Source organism: Sneathiella sp., from assembly GCF_047631475.1.
Classification (GTDB): Bacteria; Pseudomonadota; Alphaproteobacteria; order Sneathiellales; family Sneathiellaceae; genus Sneathiella.
This window is the reverse complement of record NZ_JBLHZT010000002.1, coordinates 38,439-57,416: the sequence shown is the minus strand read 5'-3', so window position 1 is coordinate 57,416 and position 18,978 is coordinate 38,439. Positions and strand designations below refer to the sequence as shown.

Genomic DNA, 18,978 nt, shown 5'->3' with positions numbered 1-18,978 from the left:
ATGACCGATTTACCTAAAACAGCAAAAGCCGTGATTATTGGTGGTGGTATTATCGGCTGTTCAACGGCCTACCATCTGGCCAAATTGGGCTGGACAGATACGATTGTCCTTGAGCGTAAGAAATTGACTTCAGGGACAACCTTTCATGCGGCCGGTCTGGTTGGGCAATTACGATCTAACGCAAATATCACTCAGTTGCTGGGCTATTCGGTGGATTTATACAACAAGCTGGAAGAGGAAACAGGACTGGCGACAGGGTGGAAAATGAACGGCGGATTGCGTCTGGCCTGTAACGAAGACCGCTGGACAGAAGTAAAGCGGCAGGCCACCACCGCCAATTCATTCGGGTTGGATATGCAGCTGTTGACCCCAAAGGAGGCGCAGGAGCTTTGGCCGTTGATGGACATCAAGGATGTGATCGGCGCGGCATTTTTACCAACAGATGGTCAGGCCAACCCTTCTGACATTACCCAAGCCCTTGCAAAAGGCGCGAGAATGGCAGGTGCCCGCATTTTTGAGGATACGAAAGTCATTTCCATTGAGACAGAAGACGGCAAAGTCAAAGCCGTTCAGACGGAAAACGGCCGTGTTGAATGCGACGTGGTGATTTGTTGCGCGGGGCAATGGACGCGGAATTTGGCGGCGACAGTGGGCGTGAATGTGCCGCTCGTTTCAGTCGAACATCAATATATGGTGACCGAACAAATCGATGGCGTTCCCCGTAATTTACCGACTTTGAGAGATCCTGATCGTTTAACCTATTACAAGGAAGAAGTGGGCGGCCTTGTGGTTGGCGGGTATGAGCCGAACCCGATCCCCTGGGCCGTTGAGGGGATCCCGCGCGGATTTCATTATACATTGTTAGACTCCAAATTTGATCATTTTGAACAGATTATGGAGCTGGTTCTGGGGCGTGTCCCGGCTTTGGAGACAGCAGGAATTAAAGAGCTGATTAATGGACCGGAAAGTTTCACACCTGATGGGAACTTTATCCTTGGGGAAGCGCCTGAGCTTAGAAACTTCTATGTTGGTGCAGGTTTTAACGCATTTGGTATCGCGGCGGGGGGCGGTGCAGGCATGGCCTTGGCCGAATGGGTTCATAAAGGTGAGCCGACCCTTGATCTTTGGCCGGTGGATATTCGCAGATTTGGGCGCCCGCATTTCGATACGGACTGGGTCAGAACGCGTACGCTTGAAGCTTATGGCAAACATTACACGATGGCATGGCCAAATGAGGAGCATTCGAGTGGGCGCCCCTGCCGAAAGTCGCCCTTATATGATCAATTGAAAGCGCAGGGTGCGTGTTTTGGCGAAAAACTAGGGTGGGAGCGGCCAAACTGGTTTGCAGATTTATCGGCAGGCGAGGAGCCGGTCGATCATTATAGTTTTGGGCGTCAGAACTGGTTTGATGCGGTGGGCCGGGAACATAAAGCGGCCCGGGAGGCGGCAGTGCTGATTGATCAGACCTCTTTCGCCAAATTTTCGCTGAAAGGGCCGGATGCTGAAAAAGCACTGAGCTGGATTGCGGCAAATGATGTGAACAAACCGGTTGGGTCTCTTATTTATACCCAGATGCTGAATAGGCGCGGCGGCATAGAATGCGACCTGACCGTTACCCGTATCGCCCATGATGAATATTATATTGTGACGGGAACCGGTTTCGCGACCCATGATTTTAATTGGATCAAACGCAATATTCCAAACGGGGTGAATGCTCAACTTTTCGATATAACTTCCAGCAACGCAGTCCTTTCCCTGATGGGACCAAAGGCCCGAAAAATTCTTGAAAAAGTGACCCGGAATGATGTGTCGAACGAGGCATTTCCGTTCGGAAAAACAAAAACAATTGGCATAGGCGGATGCCCGGTTCAGGCAATGCGAGTGACCTATGTGGGAGAACTGGGCTGGGAGCTGCATTTGCCGGTCGAATATGCCGCTACCGTTTTTCAGATCCTGCAACAGGCGGGAGAAGAATTTTCTCTGAAACTGGCCGGGTACCGCGCCATTGAAAGCCTGCGTCTTGAGAAAGGATATCGTGCGTGGGGCAGTGATATCGGTCCCGATCATACCCCTTTGGAAGCGGGCTTGGGATGGGCTGTAAAATTGGGCAAAGACATTGATTTTCTCGGACGCGATGCGTTACTGCGGCAGAAGGAGGCCGGGATTAAGAAAATGATGGCCTGTTTTACGGTTGATGAACCGACTGTCATTTTGCTGGGCCGGGAGACCGTCTATCGCAACGGTGAACGAGTGGGTTGGCTCTCCAGCGGAGGATACGGTTATACCGTAGGGTGTTCCATCGGATATGGCTATATCCGCAATGAACAGGGGGTCGATGCCGAGTATGTTTTGAACGCAGACTATGAATTGGAAGTGGCAACGAAGCGGGTAAAAGCAAACGTCCATCTGAAGCCTTTATATGACCCTGACATGAAGAATATCAAATGCTGATAGTCTTTTGTGAACGCTGATAAAAACGGTTTTCGGGGGCGGGCAGGTTTGTTTTGAACGCGCCCTTATTCCTTGCGGGCAACCCGTCATGCTCAGGGAAAGCCTCGTGAGAACAGCCTCGCGTGGGGAGGCCTGCATAAACTGTCGGTGTCGGCGGTTGGGCGGACGCCCCCATCCTTTATTGAGAAGGTTCGGATGCGTTTTATCCTGACATTACGGCAAGCCAATCCCATTTTGCCGTCTTAAAGGAAGCCATGCTTATCGGAATGTTAGTGCGCCGCGGATTTTGTTCCATTTGGGATACCAGTGTTCAATCTATCAAAGCGGCGCTAAATCTGTAATATTGCAATCACATTACACGCCTTTTAGTGAAAAATTTGAAAGAGAAAATTATGGATCCGTCCAGTTCTGATAAAGACACGCCTCTTGTTGAAAATATCCGGCTTCTTGGGCGATTACTGGGCAACACGATCAAGGAACAGGAAGGGGACGATGTTTTTAATATCGTTGAACTTATTCGTCAGACGTCCATTGATTATCTGCGATATGAGAAACCTGAAACCCGCAAAGAGCTGGAAGCCCTTCTGGACTCTCTTAGTCCGGAACTTGCCGTGCAAATTCTGCGCGCCTACAGTTATTTCTCGCATCTGGCCAATATCGCAGAAGATCAGCATCATGTAAGGCGTATTCGCTATCATGAGATTGCCCGCAGTCCAGCCCGATTTAGTAGCACTGAAAAAGCGATTGAGCGGGTAGAAGAAGCCGGTTACGGCATTGACGATATTGTTAAATTTTATGACAAGGCGCTTATCGCACCTGTAATGACAGCCCATCCGACGGAAGTTCGCCGGAAAAGTACAATGACGCAGGAAATGCGAATTGCGGATCTGCTGCATGAGTTAGAGCGCGTTGACTTCACACCTTCAGAAATTGAAGAGAAGGAAAATGAGCTGGAGCGTAAGATATTGACGCTTTGGCAAACTAACCTGTTACGTCAATCCAAGATGAGCGTAATTGACGAACTCAAGAACGGTCTCACATATTTTGATTACACTTTTCTTCAGCAGTTGCCTCGGTTTTACCGAAAACTCGAAGCGAGCATCAATCGTAAAATCGATGATGCGGCGGATGTGTCTATTCCTTCTTTTCTGCGGATTGGGAGTTGGATCGGCGGGGATCGTGATGGCAATCCGTTTGTAACCGCTGAGGTACTGGATGAAACTTTTAAACGGCAGAGTAGCCTTATTCTCAACCACTATCTTGAGCAATTGAACGAGTTGGGGCGTGAACTGTCTCTTTCTACCCGCCTTGTTACCGCCTCTGACGCCCTCAACCGTTTATCCGAAAATTCACCTGACACCTCGCCCCATCGCCAGGAAGAGCCTTACAGAAGAGCACTGGTAGGACTGTATGCGCGCGTATCCGCAACCTTGCAGTTTATGGATAATGAGGAAGCTGCTATCCGTCCGTTAGGGGACGCCAATCCATACGAAAACCCTAAAGAACTTCTGGCGGATCTGAAAGTCATAGAAGACTCACTGAAATCCAATAATTCAGAGGCACTTGCGCAAGGACGGCTAGAGGAACTTTGCCGATCGGTAGACTGTTTCGGCTTTCATCTGGCATGCGTTGATATGCGCCAAAATTCAGCGGTTCACGGTGCAACGGTGGCGGAGCTGTTCAAGGCTGTTGATATAACGGATCGCTATGAAAAATTATCTGAAAGTGACAAAATTACGTTGCTGTCGCAGGAGTTGTCTTCCTCTCGTCCGATCATACGGCAAAACTGGACATATTCAGAACAGACCACAAGCGAACTCCAGATTTTTGAAACGGCGCATAAAATCCAAAAGACCCAGAATTTTGAGGCTCTTTCCACGGCTATTATCTCCAACACCCAATCGGTCTCTGATGTTTTGGAGCTTGCGCTGATCCTGAAAGAAAAGGGCATTGTAATACCCGAAGGCGAAAGCCGAATGAATATTGTACCCCTGTTCGAAACAATCGAAGATCTGCAAAATTGTTCTGGCATTATGGATCAGTTGTTCGGCATCCCGGAATATATGCGGCTGGTAAAAAGCCTTGGAAATATTCAGGAAGTGATGCTGGGATATTCGGACAGTAATAAGGATGGCGGGTATATCACGTCTGGCTGGGAGCTATATAAAGCAGAGGTCACTCTGATTGAGGTCTTCCGCAAACATGGCGTTGGCATTCGGTTGTTCCATGGTCGCGGCGGAACCGTTGGTCGCGGGGGCGGCCCAAGTTATGAAGCCATACTGGCGCAACCCTCTGGTGCCGTTGACGGCCAGATCAGGGTGACCGAGCAGGGCGAAATTATTTCCAGTAAATATACCAATCCAGATCTCGGTTTGCGGAATTTGGAGATTCTGGCATCGGCAACCCTCGAAGCGACTCTGCTCTCAAAGAATGAACCCGAGCCTGAAGACAGTTGGCTGGACACCATGGATCGTCTTTCTGGCAAAGCTTTTGAGACCTATCGTGGCCTTGTATATGGTACGGAAGGGTTCATTGATTATTTCTGGTCTTCAACGGTCATAAACGAGATCGCAACGCTAAATATCGGCAGTCGTCCTGCCTCTCGTAAAAAAACCCGCAAAATTGAAGATTTGCGAGCTATTCCGTGGGTATTCAGTTGGGCTCAATGTCGACTTATGCTTCCCGGCTGGTATGGGTTTGGTTATGCCATAGAAGCGTTTATTGAAGAAAACCCGGATAATGGTCTGCAACTCCTGCAGGAAATGTATCAGAACTGGCCATTCTTTGAATCCCAGCTTTCCAACATGGATATGGTCCTCAGTAAAACCAATCTGGCAATCGCATCCCGATATGCGGCCTTGGTCGAGGACGCCGAGCTTAGAGAAAAAATATTTGGCACAATCGTTGAAGAGCATAAGAAAACAGTGAAAGCCTTATTGGCCATTATGCAACAAACCACGTTGCTTGCTGGTAATCCTATGCTGACACGCTCAATCCACAATCGGTTCCCGTATATCGATCCATTGAATCACATTCAGGTTCAATTGTTGAAACGCTATCGGGCAGATCAAAAGGATGCAAAAACCCTGACGGGTATCCAATTGTCCATCAATGGTATCGCCGCTGGTTTGAGAAATAGCGGGTAAACGGGTGTTTGGTGAAAACAGGAAGGTGGATCGCATTAATTCCACCTTTTTCGTCGCAGAGTAAAGAGCGACTGAAATAGACATTCCTGAGTTTTGGAGTGCTGCCCCGTTACTGACTATAACGCATGTTTTCCTGGCGAGCGGACATTTTGTCGGTGCGGGATTTGCGTTCCGTGCTGGGGTTGACGGGGGCACAAAGGGCTGCCCGTCAATTGCATTTTCCGTTTTTACAGGTGACGTTATTCAACCAACGACAGGCACCCGGTTTCGGCCAGGATGTCAGTGACGATTTTTCGGTCGCCGTCCGTAAGCTTTGCATATTTTTCGCGTATCCATTGCAGGCATTTCCCCTGATAGGGAAAGGGGCTCTGCGTCCAGAGTCTTCCCTGCAACTCGGTTTTGACTTCCTTATCTGCGTTTACCAGGGCCTTTGCATTTGCCAGCATGACCGGTACATATCCCCGGCCCAACTCCCGAAAAATATCGAGCAGACTATCAGGGATTTGGTGGGTCTTGATCCAGGCGTCTTCCCTGACCGTCATGCCGGAAAGATCGTCCATCAATTCGACCCAGGCGAAGACTCGCGGAGCAATTTTTTCAGTTAGTGCAGTTGGCGTGGGATCAAATCCTGCCAATTGGGTCAATTGACCATACGCCCCAAAATCAGCCGCGGACGGGCGCGCACCGAACAGAAACATATGCTCTTTCAAGTGGGTGTTAAAGGCCGTCAGATATCGCTTGTAGCTTTCTTCAATAATAGGGGTGGTCACATTGTTGGAGCCAACGACATAAAGGCGTGAAATTTGCCGGTCGGCAAATACCTTTTGCCATTTATGCAAGTCTGCATCGCTGGCTGGGGTCAAGCTTCGGCATTGCGGTAACGTTTTGCTCGCCCGCTCAATATCCGGTTGATAATGCCAGCGGTAGTGGAACATGGCCTTCGTCAACCACTCGTCAGCAAAGTCTTCAAGCAAGTAATCTAGAAAAGCAAGGGCCGGATTGCCCGGTAGGACGGATCGTTCGGTGTGGCTTTTCTCATATCGACGAATGATGGGTGTGCTGTCGACAGCCGCCTCAATCGCTCCCGTTTCTGTTTCAAAGTAGAAGGTAGGCAATAAACCGACTTTCGATTTTGGTAACGCTTTCAGTTCCTCGGCTTCCGTTAAAAGCAGGCGGTACGGAATGTGACGATAACGCAATAATGCCGTCATTTTACGGGTATACGGCGAGTATGGTGAGCCTTTCAGCAATTGCATGGATGTCGCAGGCATGTGTTTTCCCTGTTCTTTTTTGTTTATTAGATAAAGTTTAACCGGGGAGGGCCGTCTTTTGCAATGTCAGAGGACAAATAAAAGACCCTGTGAATAAAATTGCTGAGAACCAAAAAACTTTTTTCTGTCCCGATCGCGGCAACAGTCCAGTTTATGAATTTGTCAAAAAGAGGATTTCTACTGACATGACCGGTTTTCCCCATTACATTAGAAAATGTTTACATTAATGGATCGGTACGGCAATTGGGGGGTCTGACGGTGACAATCTATGAAACAGGGGCATATCTGGAGACAAATTCTGACTGGCACGAAGAAGATGGCGCATGGAAAGCCGGTCAGATCCTCAAGATGCTTGCCAAGCAATCCTTAAAACCGTCAACCATTGTCGATGTGGGATGCGGCGCGGGAGAGGTTTTGTCGACATTGGCGCACTCTCTTGATGCAGACGTTAAGTGCCAAGGTTTCGATATTGCAGAAGTTGCTATTAATATTGCCAAACGAAAAGAAACTTCGTCTTTGCAGTTTAAAGTTTCCGATTTCCTTGTAGAGAACAGGGAAATATACGATTTGGTTTTGTTGATGGATGTGTTCGAACATGTCCCCGACTATCTTGGTTTTTTGTCACAGCTTCGAAAGTCTGGCCATCATTTCCTCTTTCACATACCACTGGATATGAATGTTCTGCATGTTCTGCTGGATCATCAAACGCGCAGCCGTGCTGAAGCAGGGCATTTACATTATTTCTCAAAATCCTCGGCCCTGCTGACCCTTGAAGATGCCGGCTTTGATGTTATTGACTGGTTTTATACGCCTGTTTTTCAAACAGCGAAGGCAAAGCGCTCTTTGTCGAAACGCCTTATTGAGTTGCCCCGCGCGGCGGGCCTTGCCTTTTGCCCGGATTTCAGTGTCCGTTTGCTTGGCGGATGTTCACTGTTAGTGTTGGCAAAACCCGCGCTGAAAAAGGATATTTAAATCTGATTAGTTCCCATAATTGATCGGGCCTGTTTGTCCCGGTAGTCTTTTCATGTGGGGAGCTTATGCGCTTGGAAATTCTGGAATCTCTTTGCATACAAGTATTTTGAAACCAGGTTTTTTAGCTGCGAAGTGCGTCTGTTCTAAATCTGTTTCGTATTTAAAAGACAATTTCAAATTATTGTGCAAATACTTGGTGTTATATAAATTAAATTATAAAATATTGATAATATTTACTTGAATATTTTTATTTATTACTTTCATTATTCGATTTATAAAATTGTATATATATAAATATCACCATTAGTAGTATTTTGTTGCTTATTTTTTGGTGAAATTAGTAATTTTTTATTTACGAAAATAGTCTAGTGTCTCTTCTGATTTTAGTTGAGGTAGTGTGCAGCCCGAGCGGATCGGTGCTGTATTCAGGAGTATATTTGTATGAGTTCCGTTGTTTCCAATTTAGAACAAGATTTATTAGAGCAGTCAGCAACAGAGTTTGGTTCCGGCGTTGTTAATCTGGGTCGCGAAGCATCGCTGTTTCCCACCGGTGATTTTACGCTTAGCGCCACATTTGAATTGAACAATCTGAACAGTGGTTTGCAAACAGTTGTTTGGAACCCCCGGCAGTTTGGCATCCGTATCAAAGATGATGATTTGAAAATTACTCTGCGCGGTGATGACGGCAGACTTCATACCACGACAATTAGTGACGCCTTTGATGACACCGGATGGCATGATGTTCAAGTCGTCATGGATGAGGACGCCGGTACATTGGCGTTCTGGCTTGACGGAGCTGTTGTTTATGCGGGGTCAAGTGACGGGGTGAATTTAACATCGAGAGTATACCGAGATGTAACGGCAGGGGGCCGAAGCGGTGATCGATATATGCTTGATGGCCAAGTAGCGGATGTTGCTGTCGTAGATGAGGCACTGACAATCGATCCCACACAGTCCTTGTTTGATCGAATGCTAACCATGGCTGGTGAAACACCGCCTATTGAGGAGCCGACTCCTGAACCAACCCCTGTTGAAAATACGCCTGCAGATATTTCTGGTGATCAAGCGGGCTTGATCCAGGAGGCTGATGGTCTGGAAGCAACCGGACAATTGATCGTAGAAGACGTGGACGCGGGCGAAAGCAACTTTGTTGCGGCGACTCAACAGGGCGTTTATGGCACATTTTCGATGACTTCAGACGGCGCTTGGACTTACACGGCGACAGAAGAAGCGGCGGTCAGAGCGCTGGGAGGAAATGATCAAGCGACCGAAACGTTTGTTGTTCAATCCATCGACGGCACCTCGCAGAACGTTATCATAACAATCGATGGTGCCGATGAAGCCCCGATTATCACCGGGGATCTATCGGGCATCATTACTGAAGATGTCACGCAATCGGTAAGTGGTACGCTGACGGCGGACGATGCGGATGCAGGCGAAAGCGGCTTTCGGGCGGACGCGATTTCAGGCACCTATGGTGATTTCAGTATTGATACGGCTGGCGACTGGATCTATGCGGCCCGCGATACCGATCAATTCCAGTCCTTGGAGGATGGTGATACGTTTGTTGAGACATTTGTCGCCACCACGCTGGATGGTACCGAGCAGGTTATCGAAGTATCGGTAAACGGCACGAGCGAGCCAACGCCTCCTCCATCGGAGGGGCCAGCAGAGACAAGCACAGCGCCGGTCATTGGAACAGCAGGTATCCCGATCGATTTGGCAATGACCAGAGATTATGACCAGATTTTTCAGACGCTGTCTGACTCAGGGATTGATGTTTTTTGCCCGCTGACAATTTATGAAGAATATCCAGAAGTGAAAAGTCTGGGCTTCGAAGCGGACTTTTTCCCCCCGCCATATGGGAGCGCGACCCCGGAATTATATGATCTTGCTCGATTGCATGGCATTAAGATCGCCTTCAGTGCGGATATCATGTACCCGCTCGGCGGTGACATGCCGCCGGCAACGCAGGACCCGCTACATGCCATACTTGATGCGGGCGGCCGCGATATTATTCACAGCATTTTTAACTATGACGAGCCCGTTCTGCGGGGCATCAGTTCAACCAATTCACAAGCCGTGTATGAGCATATCAAGTCTATTGATCCATCAATTGACGTTCAGCAGGTGCATGCCCCTGTTGGGCCAGAGGCGGATCCATCAGACTATTTGTCTGCCGTTCTCGATCATGCAACCTGGTCTGACACTGTTGGTTTTGACGTCTATCCCATACATGGGCAACCCGGGGCGCAATCCCCCCTTAGTGGCGGTGAGATCGTTGAGCCTGTCCAAAGCCTGCAAGAATATGTGAGCTGGCTTGAAACCAATCTGGCTGACAAGAGCCATGTGATGGTTTTGCAGGCCTTTGAACTTGGTGATCTGTTTTCTGACGAGGCGTTGGCAACCTTCTCAGCGGAAGAGCAGGCCGCCTCTCGACCCCCTACAGAGTTGGAAATGCGGGCCATGTTAAACGCTGTCTCTGATGTTGATTCTGTATATTGGTTTGGCCCGAGTTTTCTGGAATCTCAATCCGATCCAACATGGCAAGGAGCGCTGTCAGTTTCCGAGATGATGGCAAGCGGTGCAGAAAATACATCAATCGAAGCCCTACTGGATATCGATACGAGTGCGAATTTGATCGATGAGGATGCAGAAGAAGGTGACTTCACCGGTGTGCAGCTATCGGCAAACGATCCCGATGCTATCGACGTCGTTACCTACACGCTGGATGATGACAGGTTCTACATTGATAGTGAGGGTCATTTACGGGTTGGCGAGAATGCGGCTTTCGATTTTGAAACGGAAGCTTCTATATCCATCAACGCAACGGCCCGCTCTACAGATGGGTCTGAGGAAAGACTGGATGTTGTCTTAAACGTAAATGATAAGATTGATATTGTGGACGGCACATTGGCATCGGATGAAATCACGGGTGCAAGCGGTGCCGATCGAATAACCGCGATGGCAGGCGATGATGTTGTTGCTGGGCTGGACGGAGATGATGTCATTTTCGGAGGAGCTGGCAGCGATATTATCTATGGAGGCGCCGGGAATGACGACGTTTCTGGCGGCGACGGTATCGATGCAATAGTCGGTGAAGCTGGGAATGACACATTGTTTGGCGATGCCAATGATGACTATCTTTCAGGCGGCGATGGCGAGGATGTGCTTATGGGTGGTTCCGGTGCAGATCAACTGACGGGCGATGCCGGCGCCGATAGAATTTCCGGAAATATCGGTGACGATACTATGCAGGGCGGAGAGGATAATGATATCTTCATTTTTGCAAATGGCGATGGAAACGATCTTGTTCTGGACTTTGCCGTTGGGCAGGATGCCTTGTTATTCGAAGGGGGTATAACTGCCGAAGATTTATCTATTTCGGCCCTGTCAGAGCATACCCAGATTACCTATGGGGATGATAGTGTTGTCTTGATCGGCGTTGCAGAAGCTGACTGGGGCAATATCAACTTTCTTTTCGAGTAAATCGTATCTGTCCTTTCTAAGGGTGACGTAACAGCGCCCCATTAACAGGCAGAACCGTAGCGGAATTTACAGTCGGGAAGGCGGAAACGCCTTTCCGATTTTTTTATTTCCGCTCTGCTGTTAAACCCCATTTTTTGGGCTTCCTGCCCGCCGTCACAGATATTCCCATATTCCATATTAGATTGTTAAAATGTTGCAGATTTTTGAGCTGGGTGATACGCTTAAGTCTTATCTAATATTAAGAAATATCGTCCATTTCATTTATGACATACGTGAAAACCGGGTTGGCAGAATATATGCGTCACTTTATTTCAAACTTACTGATAATGACGTTTGTGCTATGCACGGGCCTATCGCTCGGAAAATCTGGTGTAGCAGCAGAATACACGCTGGATACCGGGGACGTATTGAGCATAAAATTGTTGGAACGCAACGAAATATCCGGGGATGTCATCGTTGGTATGGACGGCACAATTTCCTTGCCGGGCATCGGCACGATTGTTGCCCGGGACGAAACGGTCCGTGGTCTGGAAAGAAAACTCCTAAAACGTATATCCGAAACGGTGGTCCAGCCTTCGCTGGCCGTCCAGATGGTGGAGTATCGTCCGTTTTTTATTCTGGGTGAAGTCGGTGAGGCGGGTGGTTACCCGTACCAGCCGGGTTTGACCGTTTTAAAGGCTGTGTCCGTTGCAAAAGGTTTTAAAAGCACGCGCAATGATCTGAACCAATTTTCAAAACAGCTCGCTAACTTGCGCGCAAAACAGGCGTTGGGCAATAACGTCACGACGCTGGCCTCTGCGGAAGTTCGTCGGGCACGCGTTTTGGCCGAACAAGCTGATCAAGACACATTTACCTTCGATCCAGGGTCAGGGATTATTTCAAAACTGCCAAATCTGGGCACCATCATAGAAACCGAACAGTCCCTTTTTGCCAAGCGACGGATCTCTCATAAAAAACAATTGGATCAGGTCAAAGAGACAATTGCTGCTCGCCAGTTGGAATTGCAAAGTTACAAGAAAAGAATGTCATCAAAAGACGATCTGAATGATCAAATTGATAAAGAGGTCAGAGAAGTCCGAAAACTCAGAAAACAGGGACTTGTTCCTGTCGAGCGGGTTAATCGATTGATCCGCGAGCAACTGAATATCCGCGGACAGGTTTTGCAAACCAACAGCCTTCTTCGGCAAGCGCAGGTTTCCTTGAGCCTTTCCCAGGAAAAACTGATTTCGCTGACTGAAGGGCTCAAAGTCGAACTGGCTCAGGAAGTGCGTGAGCTGGAAGATCAGATTTCAATTCTCAAAACCTCCATCAAAGGGGAATTGGAAATTATGGAAAGCACCGGCGATGGGTATAGACCCTCCGCCGGGTCTGATCAAATCGGGTATGGGTTTGAAATACATAGAAAAGATCAGTTGCTTACTGGAAAAATCGACTTCAACACGCCGATCCTGCCGGGAGATACGCTCATTGTCCTGCGCATTCGTCCCAGTCTGGATACGGTTCAACTCTATGAAAGAGGCGGGGGATGACAAAGGGGCCTGTCGATCAACGAACAACTTCAGAATAGGGTGAATGCATGAACGGTAGGGCTGAATATAGGGTTGTTCAACCGGTCGCACGGCGCGACGATAATCACCGTGTTATCAATGCAATGAGTATTGATGTTGAAGACTATTATCATGCCCATGCATTGGAATCCCAATATCCCAGAAATCAATGGTTCGAACTGGAAAAGCGCGTTGAACGGTCGACCCAGCGGTTATTAGATCTATTTGATGAGCATAATGTTCGCATTACCTTTTTTGTTCTAGGCACTGTTGCCGAAAACTTTCCGGCGCTGATCCGGGAAATGATCAATCGAGGGCACGAAGTTGCCAGCCACGGTCTTGATCACTACAAAGCCAACGGTCAGGATCCACAAACCTTTCGTCAAGATGTGAGCCGGTCAAAAACTATTCTTGAACAGATTATAAGCAAGCCTGTATCAGGATACCGGGCCGCCAGTTTTTCCATAGGCCCGGCGAATTGGTGGGCCTATGAGATTTTGGCAGAGGCGGGCTTCACATATAGTTCAAGTTTGTGCAATGGGCGTCTTGACCGGGCGGATCTTTCAATTCCTGCCATTCCGTTTTATCCGACCGACCATGATTTATTGGAAATACCGATCACAACACTGTCGATGTTGCGCCGAAAAATTCCGTCGGGCGGCGGTTTCTTCCGTTTGATGCCCTATGCGATTTTCAAACAAGGGTTTGCTTCTGCCCTGCGAAAGAAAGCCGCCACTTCAATGGTTTTTTATGCGCATCCGTGGGAGATTGACCCTGACCAACCGGTCGCTTCTGTGAATATGAAAACACGCCTCCGCCATTATGGCGGCTTGTCTCATATGGAAAATAAACTAACCAAATTGCTAACTGATTTTTCATGGGCGCCGATGAGAGAGGTGTATGAAGAGGTGATCCCCACCCTTTCAAAGCCCCAGCAGGCAAGCGGTGTAATAGCGAGCGCGGCCTATGGGAATGCACCATGAAAAACGGCGCCCAAGTCAGGTGGCCCGGCCTGCGGTTTTTCGTTAGGTCATTGCTGATCGCCTTTTTATTTCTATCATCCACCATCATGCAGGGGCAGGCCATGGAATTCCTGTTGGCAGGGGCCCCACGCCCGCTGGTAAAAAATGAGAATTACTCGGCACTATTTGCGTTATTGCAGGCTAATAAAATTGCTGCCTTTCTGCCGACCTTTCAATATCAGGAAATTCCCGAGCCGCGGTCATTTGGCTTTGAAAGTGACTTTGTTGCACCCTGTTCGGCAAATGATCCGCCGTTTAGAGCCCTTCGCAGATCTAGCGTGAAGCTATTGGTTCCGGGCGAACTTATTTATCCCGACGCCGGACAATTATCGGGGCCGATCCCGGAAAATGATCCATTGGTACAGTTGATTTCCTGTGTCGGACGGGATCAAATCTACGGTATTACTAATTATGACGAGGCCGCCTTTCATGGTCGTTCCATCACAGATGTGCAGCGGTTGTATGAGCGGGTGAAAGCCGTGGATCCAAGCCTTACCGTCTTAATGGTGCATGGCCCGCTGGTGATGGACCGACCGGAATTTTCCAACCATTCCAAACGTCAGAAATACCTTCATGATGTCGTACGTTATAGTCGTTATGCAGATATTGTCGGTTTTGACGTTTACCCAGTGCCCGGAATGATTGCCAAACTGGCGACCCCGCTAAGCAACGGGGAACAGGTAGAAACCGATCAGGCAGTACCGGGCTACCTTAAATGGATGTCGGATCATCTTCCGGAAAAACGCAAGCTGATGGTACTTCAGGGCTTTGCCTATACGGATATGTATGAATTTGATTTTCTTAAATCCGCCGTACCATATGCGTTGCGGGCAATCATACAGCCCCCGGATAGCAACCAGCTTGAAACCATGCTGGCCGCCGCCGAGGCGTATGAGGTTGAGGCCGTGATATGGTGGGGGCAGGCAGCTTTGCGTGATACGACACAAGCCCCGTGGCCAGATATTCTAAAGTTTGCCAAGCAATTCTCTGATTAAATGACTTTGGCGGTCAACCTGTTGTCTTTCGCACAGGCCTCTCTGGACAAGTGTTTTTCCCAATGCAGTGCATGGCGGGTTATCAGGTCGAGGTCATTATATTGGGGGCACCAGTCCAAGATTTCATGAATTTTTTCTGTATTGGCAATCAGGGCCGCAGGGTCACCCGCACGCCGCGGGGAATATTTTAGCCTGAAATCTCTGTTCGCCGCCTGTTTAACAGAGTTCACGATTTCCAGTACGGAACTCCCACGGCCATATCCGCAGTTCAGAACTTCACTGCGGCCGCCGTTTCGCAAATAACAAAGGGTTGCTGAATGGGCCGCCACGAGGTCTGAAACGTGAATATAGTCTCGGATACCTGTCCCGTCAGTAGTGTCATAATCAGAGCCAAAGATCTCCAGATACGGGCGAAGTCCAAGACTGGCCTGACAGGCCACCTTTATCAAATGTGTGGCGTTTGGCGTGGACTGGCCGATACGCCCCTCCGGATCTGCGCCAGCCACATTAAAATACCGAAGCGCAACATAGTTGAAATTATGGCTGGCGGCGGCATCTGATAACATTTTCTCAATCATCAATTTTGAGGATCCGTACGGCGAAATCGGTTTCTTTGGTGTGTCTTCGGTAACAATAAATGTATCCGTGACCCCATAAACCGCCGCTGTTGAGGAAAAGACGAAATGTTTAATCCCTTGTTTCAGCGCCGTTCTTATTAACGCGCAGGATTTGGCCGTATTATTGTAGTAATATCCCATTGGATCGCGTAATGATTCCGGCACAACGGAAGAGGCAGCAAAATGCACGATCGCGGTTACCTGATGATCCTGAATAATGTTGGTGACAAGCTCCTGATCCCCCACATCCCCTTTCACAAAGATGGCGCAGGGCGGAACGGCCCAATGAAACCCTGTTGAAAGATTATCCAGAACAACAACTTTTTCTTGTTCGTTTAATAGTTGCAGGACCATATGGCTGCCGATATAGCCTGCACCTCCAGTAATCAAAATGCTCATTTATTGAAACCTCTATTCTAATGCATAGGGAAGCCGCGTCACCGGGCCTCAAAAGCAACAAGACTCTCCTTAATCGGTTAAGGAGACTGGAATTACACAACATTACAAAGGGGTTATGTTCGATATTATATCAGATTTTATGCATAAACAGAGTGTTTTTTATATTTTTCTAATATTAAGAAGGGGCAGGTATGTTGGGGACTATTCTTTGCCATAACTTCAGCATGTCTTGCGATGTTATTTATCTATGCATATACTCATAATATTAGTTATTTGTGTTTTATTTTTTACTGCGGTCAGTCGGGTTTCAAATGTAGGTTTTACGGTACAAATCGAACGGTTGTCCGAATAGGGGCACGCAACGATCAGGTTTGCAAAAATATGCTGGGAGTGTCCATGCGTGTTCTTTTTATCCTTCCCCACCCGATTGAAGGCCCTTCAAGCCGGTTTCGCGTCTATCAATATATTCCTTATCTCAGAGAGCATGGGATTGAGTGTGATATCAGGCCCTTTGTTTCGTCCGAACATGTTCAGGAACTGTATGCAACCGGCAATACCGGCACAAAAATTGTGTTGACCTTGCGGGGGCTGGCGGCCCGTATGCGCGATGTTGTATACGCGCAAAAATACGACATTGTGTTTATCCTGCGTGAGGCGTTTGCCTTGGGGCCACCCTTTTTGGAGCGCGCCCTGAAAAAAGCCTGTGGGCGTATGGTTTTTGATTTTGACGATGCAATTTACACGCGGTCGCTGGCCTATGATAATCCGGTTGATCGCCTTCGGGACTTTAGCAAAACGGCAAAGGTGATTGCGGCCGCTGACACCATCATTACCGGGAGTTCCTATCTTGCAGCCTATGCAAAGCAACATAGTCAGTCTACTGGACAGGTTCGCGTTTTACCCACCGTTGTCGATGATCAGATATACCGACCAAAAAATAATCGCGCAAAAGATGAAACAATCACACTGGGCTGGATCGGGACACCGCGCGGCTCCCATTATGTTGCGGACTTAATGCCGGTATTCAAAGAGTTATGTAACCGTTTCCAGCAACTGCGCATGGTGTTTGTAGGGGTTGAGCCGTTTGATACTGAAAACTTGCCAATTGAACTTAGAGACTGGTCACTTAAGCGCGAAATAGACGATATTTCAGACTTTGATATCGGCATTATGCCCTTGACGGATGATGAAGAAACACGGGGAAAATGCGGCTTTAAAATCATTCAGTATATGAGCTGTGGTGTGGCCCCTGTTGTCAGTCCGGTTGGCGCCAATACCGATATTGTCACTGATGGCGAAACCGGTTTGTTTGCCAATACTCCAAATCAATGGCGAGATCAGATTTCCCGTTTGATAGAGGATGAGACGTTTCGCAAACAAATGGCAGAAAAAGGACGCCAAAGAGTTGCCGAGCAATATTCCCTTTCAGTGACAGCACCAAAGTTATTGGAAATTCTTAGAGAAACGGCTGCCAGATGACGCCTATTCTGATGCCTTCGCCGAAGACAAAAATGACCAAAAGCGATGCTCGCCCATGAGTGCGCCTGAAGAAACAAATAGCGGGCGACAGGTGGCCCAATCAAGCATTTTCTATCTAGGCTCACAGCTCGGGGCTCGGGCCCTGAATTTTGTCTTTTTCATTATGCTTGCCCGGTCGTTGCCAACAGCAGAGTTTGGGATCCTCAATTTTGCGCTGACCTTTATTGTTTTTCTGGATATCGTGATCGACCTGGGCCTGTCGCGGTATGCGCTGCGCGAAATCTCCAAATTTCCGGATCAAACCGGCTGGTTTATAGGCACCCTGCTGCCCTTTAAATTATGCGCCTCAGTAGTTGTGTACGGCCTGTCCTGTGTCCTGATCCTGTATGGAAGTGACTTTGGCGATAATGGCCTTATCTTCGTTGTCGCTGTTTTGAGTATCTTATTCACCGCGCCTTCAATGTTATTTGAAAGCGTGTTACAGGCTCACCAAAAATTCTCAATTATTGCGATGGCGCATGTCGGCCTTAGTGTCACCCAATTCGTGATCGGGGTGGTCGTTCTTTTGAGCGGTGGCTCTACCCTGATCATCGGATTAGTCTTTTCGGTCTCTAATCTTTTTTATTGTTCGCTGATGATTTATGGCGTGCGTAAAATTGATCTTGGACCGTTTCATTTCGGTGGGCTGGTGTCTCTGGGGCAATTGCTAAAACCTGCGTTTCCGTATCTGTGTTCCGCACTTATTGTCATTCTGGTGATGCGGGCGGAATTTTTGATTTTGGGTTACTTTGGGTCCGCCGAAGATCTGGGTCTTTATGGTATGGCCACAAAAATCCTTGAAGCTGCGTTGCTATTGCCCGTTGTCTTCGGCACTGTGCTGGCCCCGCGCTTTGCGATTGCCCATGCCCGTCCGATGGAAGTGCTGACCAAGTTATATGGGTCCAGCGTAGAGGTCCTGTTGTTGATGGTCATCCCGTGTGCCCTCCTTGCCTACAGTCTGGCACCGGTGCTCGTCTGGATCCTGCCTGACCGAGGGTTTGCGCAGCTGGACAGTGTGTTGAAGCTATTGTTCCTTGGCTACCCAGCGGCTTGCCTGTACTTGCTGAATACCTTTGTGTTATTTGGCGCCGTGAAACAGTCGAAGCCCCTGATCCTGTTAATCGCTCTTGCGTTACTGCAAGTCACGATAAACGCGGTGCTGCAAAACGGTTTTGGGCTTTGGGGGGCGGCATACAGTTTTCTGGGCTTTATGAGCATTGCCGCGTTTGCATCGACTTTTTTCATTCTCAACCGATTTGTCGAATTGGCAAAAACAGCGCAGGCGTTCATTGCACCGGGCACCGGGTTGGCAGTGGTGGCCCTGATCTACTGGTTGATGCCTGCAAGCATGGAAATGATTAGGCTGACTGTCGCACTGGCGAGCTATGCAGCGGTGGTTTTTATGACAAGACGCTTATTGCCGGGGGGCGCCCGGCAGTTTACTTTCGAGACTTAACAGGGCCCTATAAGGCTTGTAAAACGGCGACAATTATAACCCAACCCAACGCACTAAGACCGCCAATAACCAATAGGCTGGCACGTTTGCTCAGT

Annotated in this window: 11 protein-coding genes; 9 read left to right on the top strand and 2 right to left on the bottom strand. The window is 48.5% G+C overall.

Annotation, left to right across the window (positions count from 1 at the left end; translation table 11 throughout):
* Window positions 1-2,451 (top strand): GcvT family protein, encoded by a 2,451-nt coding sequence (locus ACJAYR_RS01095; RefSeq protein ID WP_415234889.1) that lies wholly within the window; start codon window positions 1-3, stop codon window positions 2,449-2,451.
* A gap of 392 nt (window positions 2,452-2,843) precedes the next feature.
* Window positions 2,844-5,597, top strand: coding sequence for a phosphoenolpyruvate carboxylase (gene ppc / locus ACJAYR_RS01090; RefSeq protein ID WP_415234888.1), 2,754 nt, complete (start codon window positions 2,844-2,846; stop codon window positions 5,595-5,597).
* Window positions 5,598-5,836: 239 nt separating this feature from the next.
* Here ppc and ACJAYR_RS01085 read toward each other — a convergent pair whose 3' ends face one another.
* Entirely contained in the window at window positions 5,837-6,868 is a 1,032-nt protein-coding gene (locus ACJAYR_RS01085; RefSeq protein WP_415234887.1) for a glutathione S-transferase N-terminal domain-containing protein, read from the bottom strand.
* Window positions 6,869-7,126: 258 nt separating this feature from the next.
* Here ACJAYR_RS01085 and ACJAYR_RS01080 point away from each other — a divergent pair, with 258 nt between their 5' ends.
* From ACJAYR_RS01080 to ACJAYR_RS01060, 5 genes are all read left to right on the top strand, one after another.
* Window positions 7,127-7,840 (top strand): class I SAM-dependent methyltransferase, encoded by a 714-nt coding sequence (locus ACJAYR_RS01080; RefSeq protein ID WP_415234886.1) that lies wholly within the window; start codon window positions 7,127-7,129, stop codon window positions 7,838-7,840.
* A gap of 441 nt (window positions 7,841-8,281) precedes the next feature.
* Complete coding sequence (locus ACJAYR_RS01075) at window positions 8,282-11,329, top strand: VCBS domain-containing protein (protein WP_415234885.1); 3,048 nt, start codon at window positions 8,282-8,284, stop codon at window positions 11,327-11,329.
* Window positions 11,330-11,625: 296 nt separating this feature from the next.
* A complete protein-coding gene (locus tag ACJAYR_RS01070) occupies window positions 11,626-12,858 on the top strand; it encodes a polysaccharide biosynthesis/export family protein (protein WP_415234884.1) in 1,233 nt (410 codons plus the stop codon).
* 47 nt (window positions 12,859-12,905) lie between these two features.
* Window positions 12,906-13,859 carry an XrtA system polysaccharide deacetylase gene (locus ACJAYR_RS01065; protein WP_415234883.1) on the top strand — a complete coding sequence of 318 codons (954 nt, stop codon included), beginning with the start codon at window positions 12,906-12,908 and terminating at the stop codon, window positions 13,857-13,859.
* Entirely contained in the window at window positions 13,856-14,893 is a 1,038-nt protein-coding gene (locus ACJAYR_RS01060) for a hypothetical protein (RefSeq protein ID WP_415234882.1), read from the top strand. The genes ACJAYR_RS01065 and ACJAYR_RS01060 overlap by 4 nt, the downstream gene beginning before the upstream one ends.
* Here the strand turns inward: ACJAYR_RS01060 and galE are convergent.
* Window positions 14,890-15,909, bottom strand: a complete 1,020-nt coding sequence (gene galE / locus ACJAYR_RS01055) for a UDP-glucose 4-epimerase GalE (protein ID WP_415234881.1) — start codon at window positions 15,907-15,909, stop codon at window positions 14,890-14,892. The two genes, ACJAYR_RS01060 and galE, sit on opposite strands and share 4 nt — an antisense overlap.
* Window positions 15,910-16,305: 396 nt before the next feature.
* Here galE and ACJAYR_RS01050 point away from each other — a divergent pair, with 396 nt between their 5' ends.
* Both ACJAYR_RS01050 and ACJAYR_RS01045 read left to right on the top strand, forming a co-directional pair.
* Window positions 16,306-17,388 carry a glycosyltransferase family 4 protein gene (locus ACJAYR_RS01050; RefSeq protein ID WP_415234880.1) on the top strand — a complete coding sequence of 361 codons (1,083 nt, stop codon included), beginning with the start codon at window positions 16,306-16,308 and terminating at the stop codon, window positions 17,386-17,388.
* Window positions 17,389-17,443: 55 nt separating this feature from the next.
* Window positions 17,444-18,883, top strand: coding sequence for an oligosaccharide flippase family protein (locus tag ACJAYR_RS01045; protein ID WP_415234879.1), 1,440 nt, complete (start codon window positions 17,444-17,446; stop codon window positions 18,881-18,883).
* Window positions 18,884-18,978 lie beyond the last annotated feature (95 nt).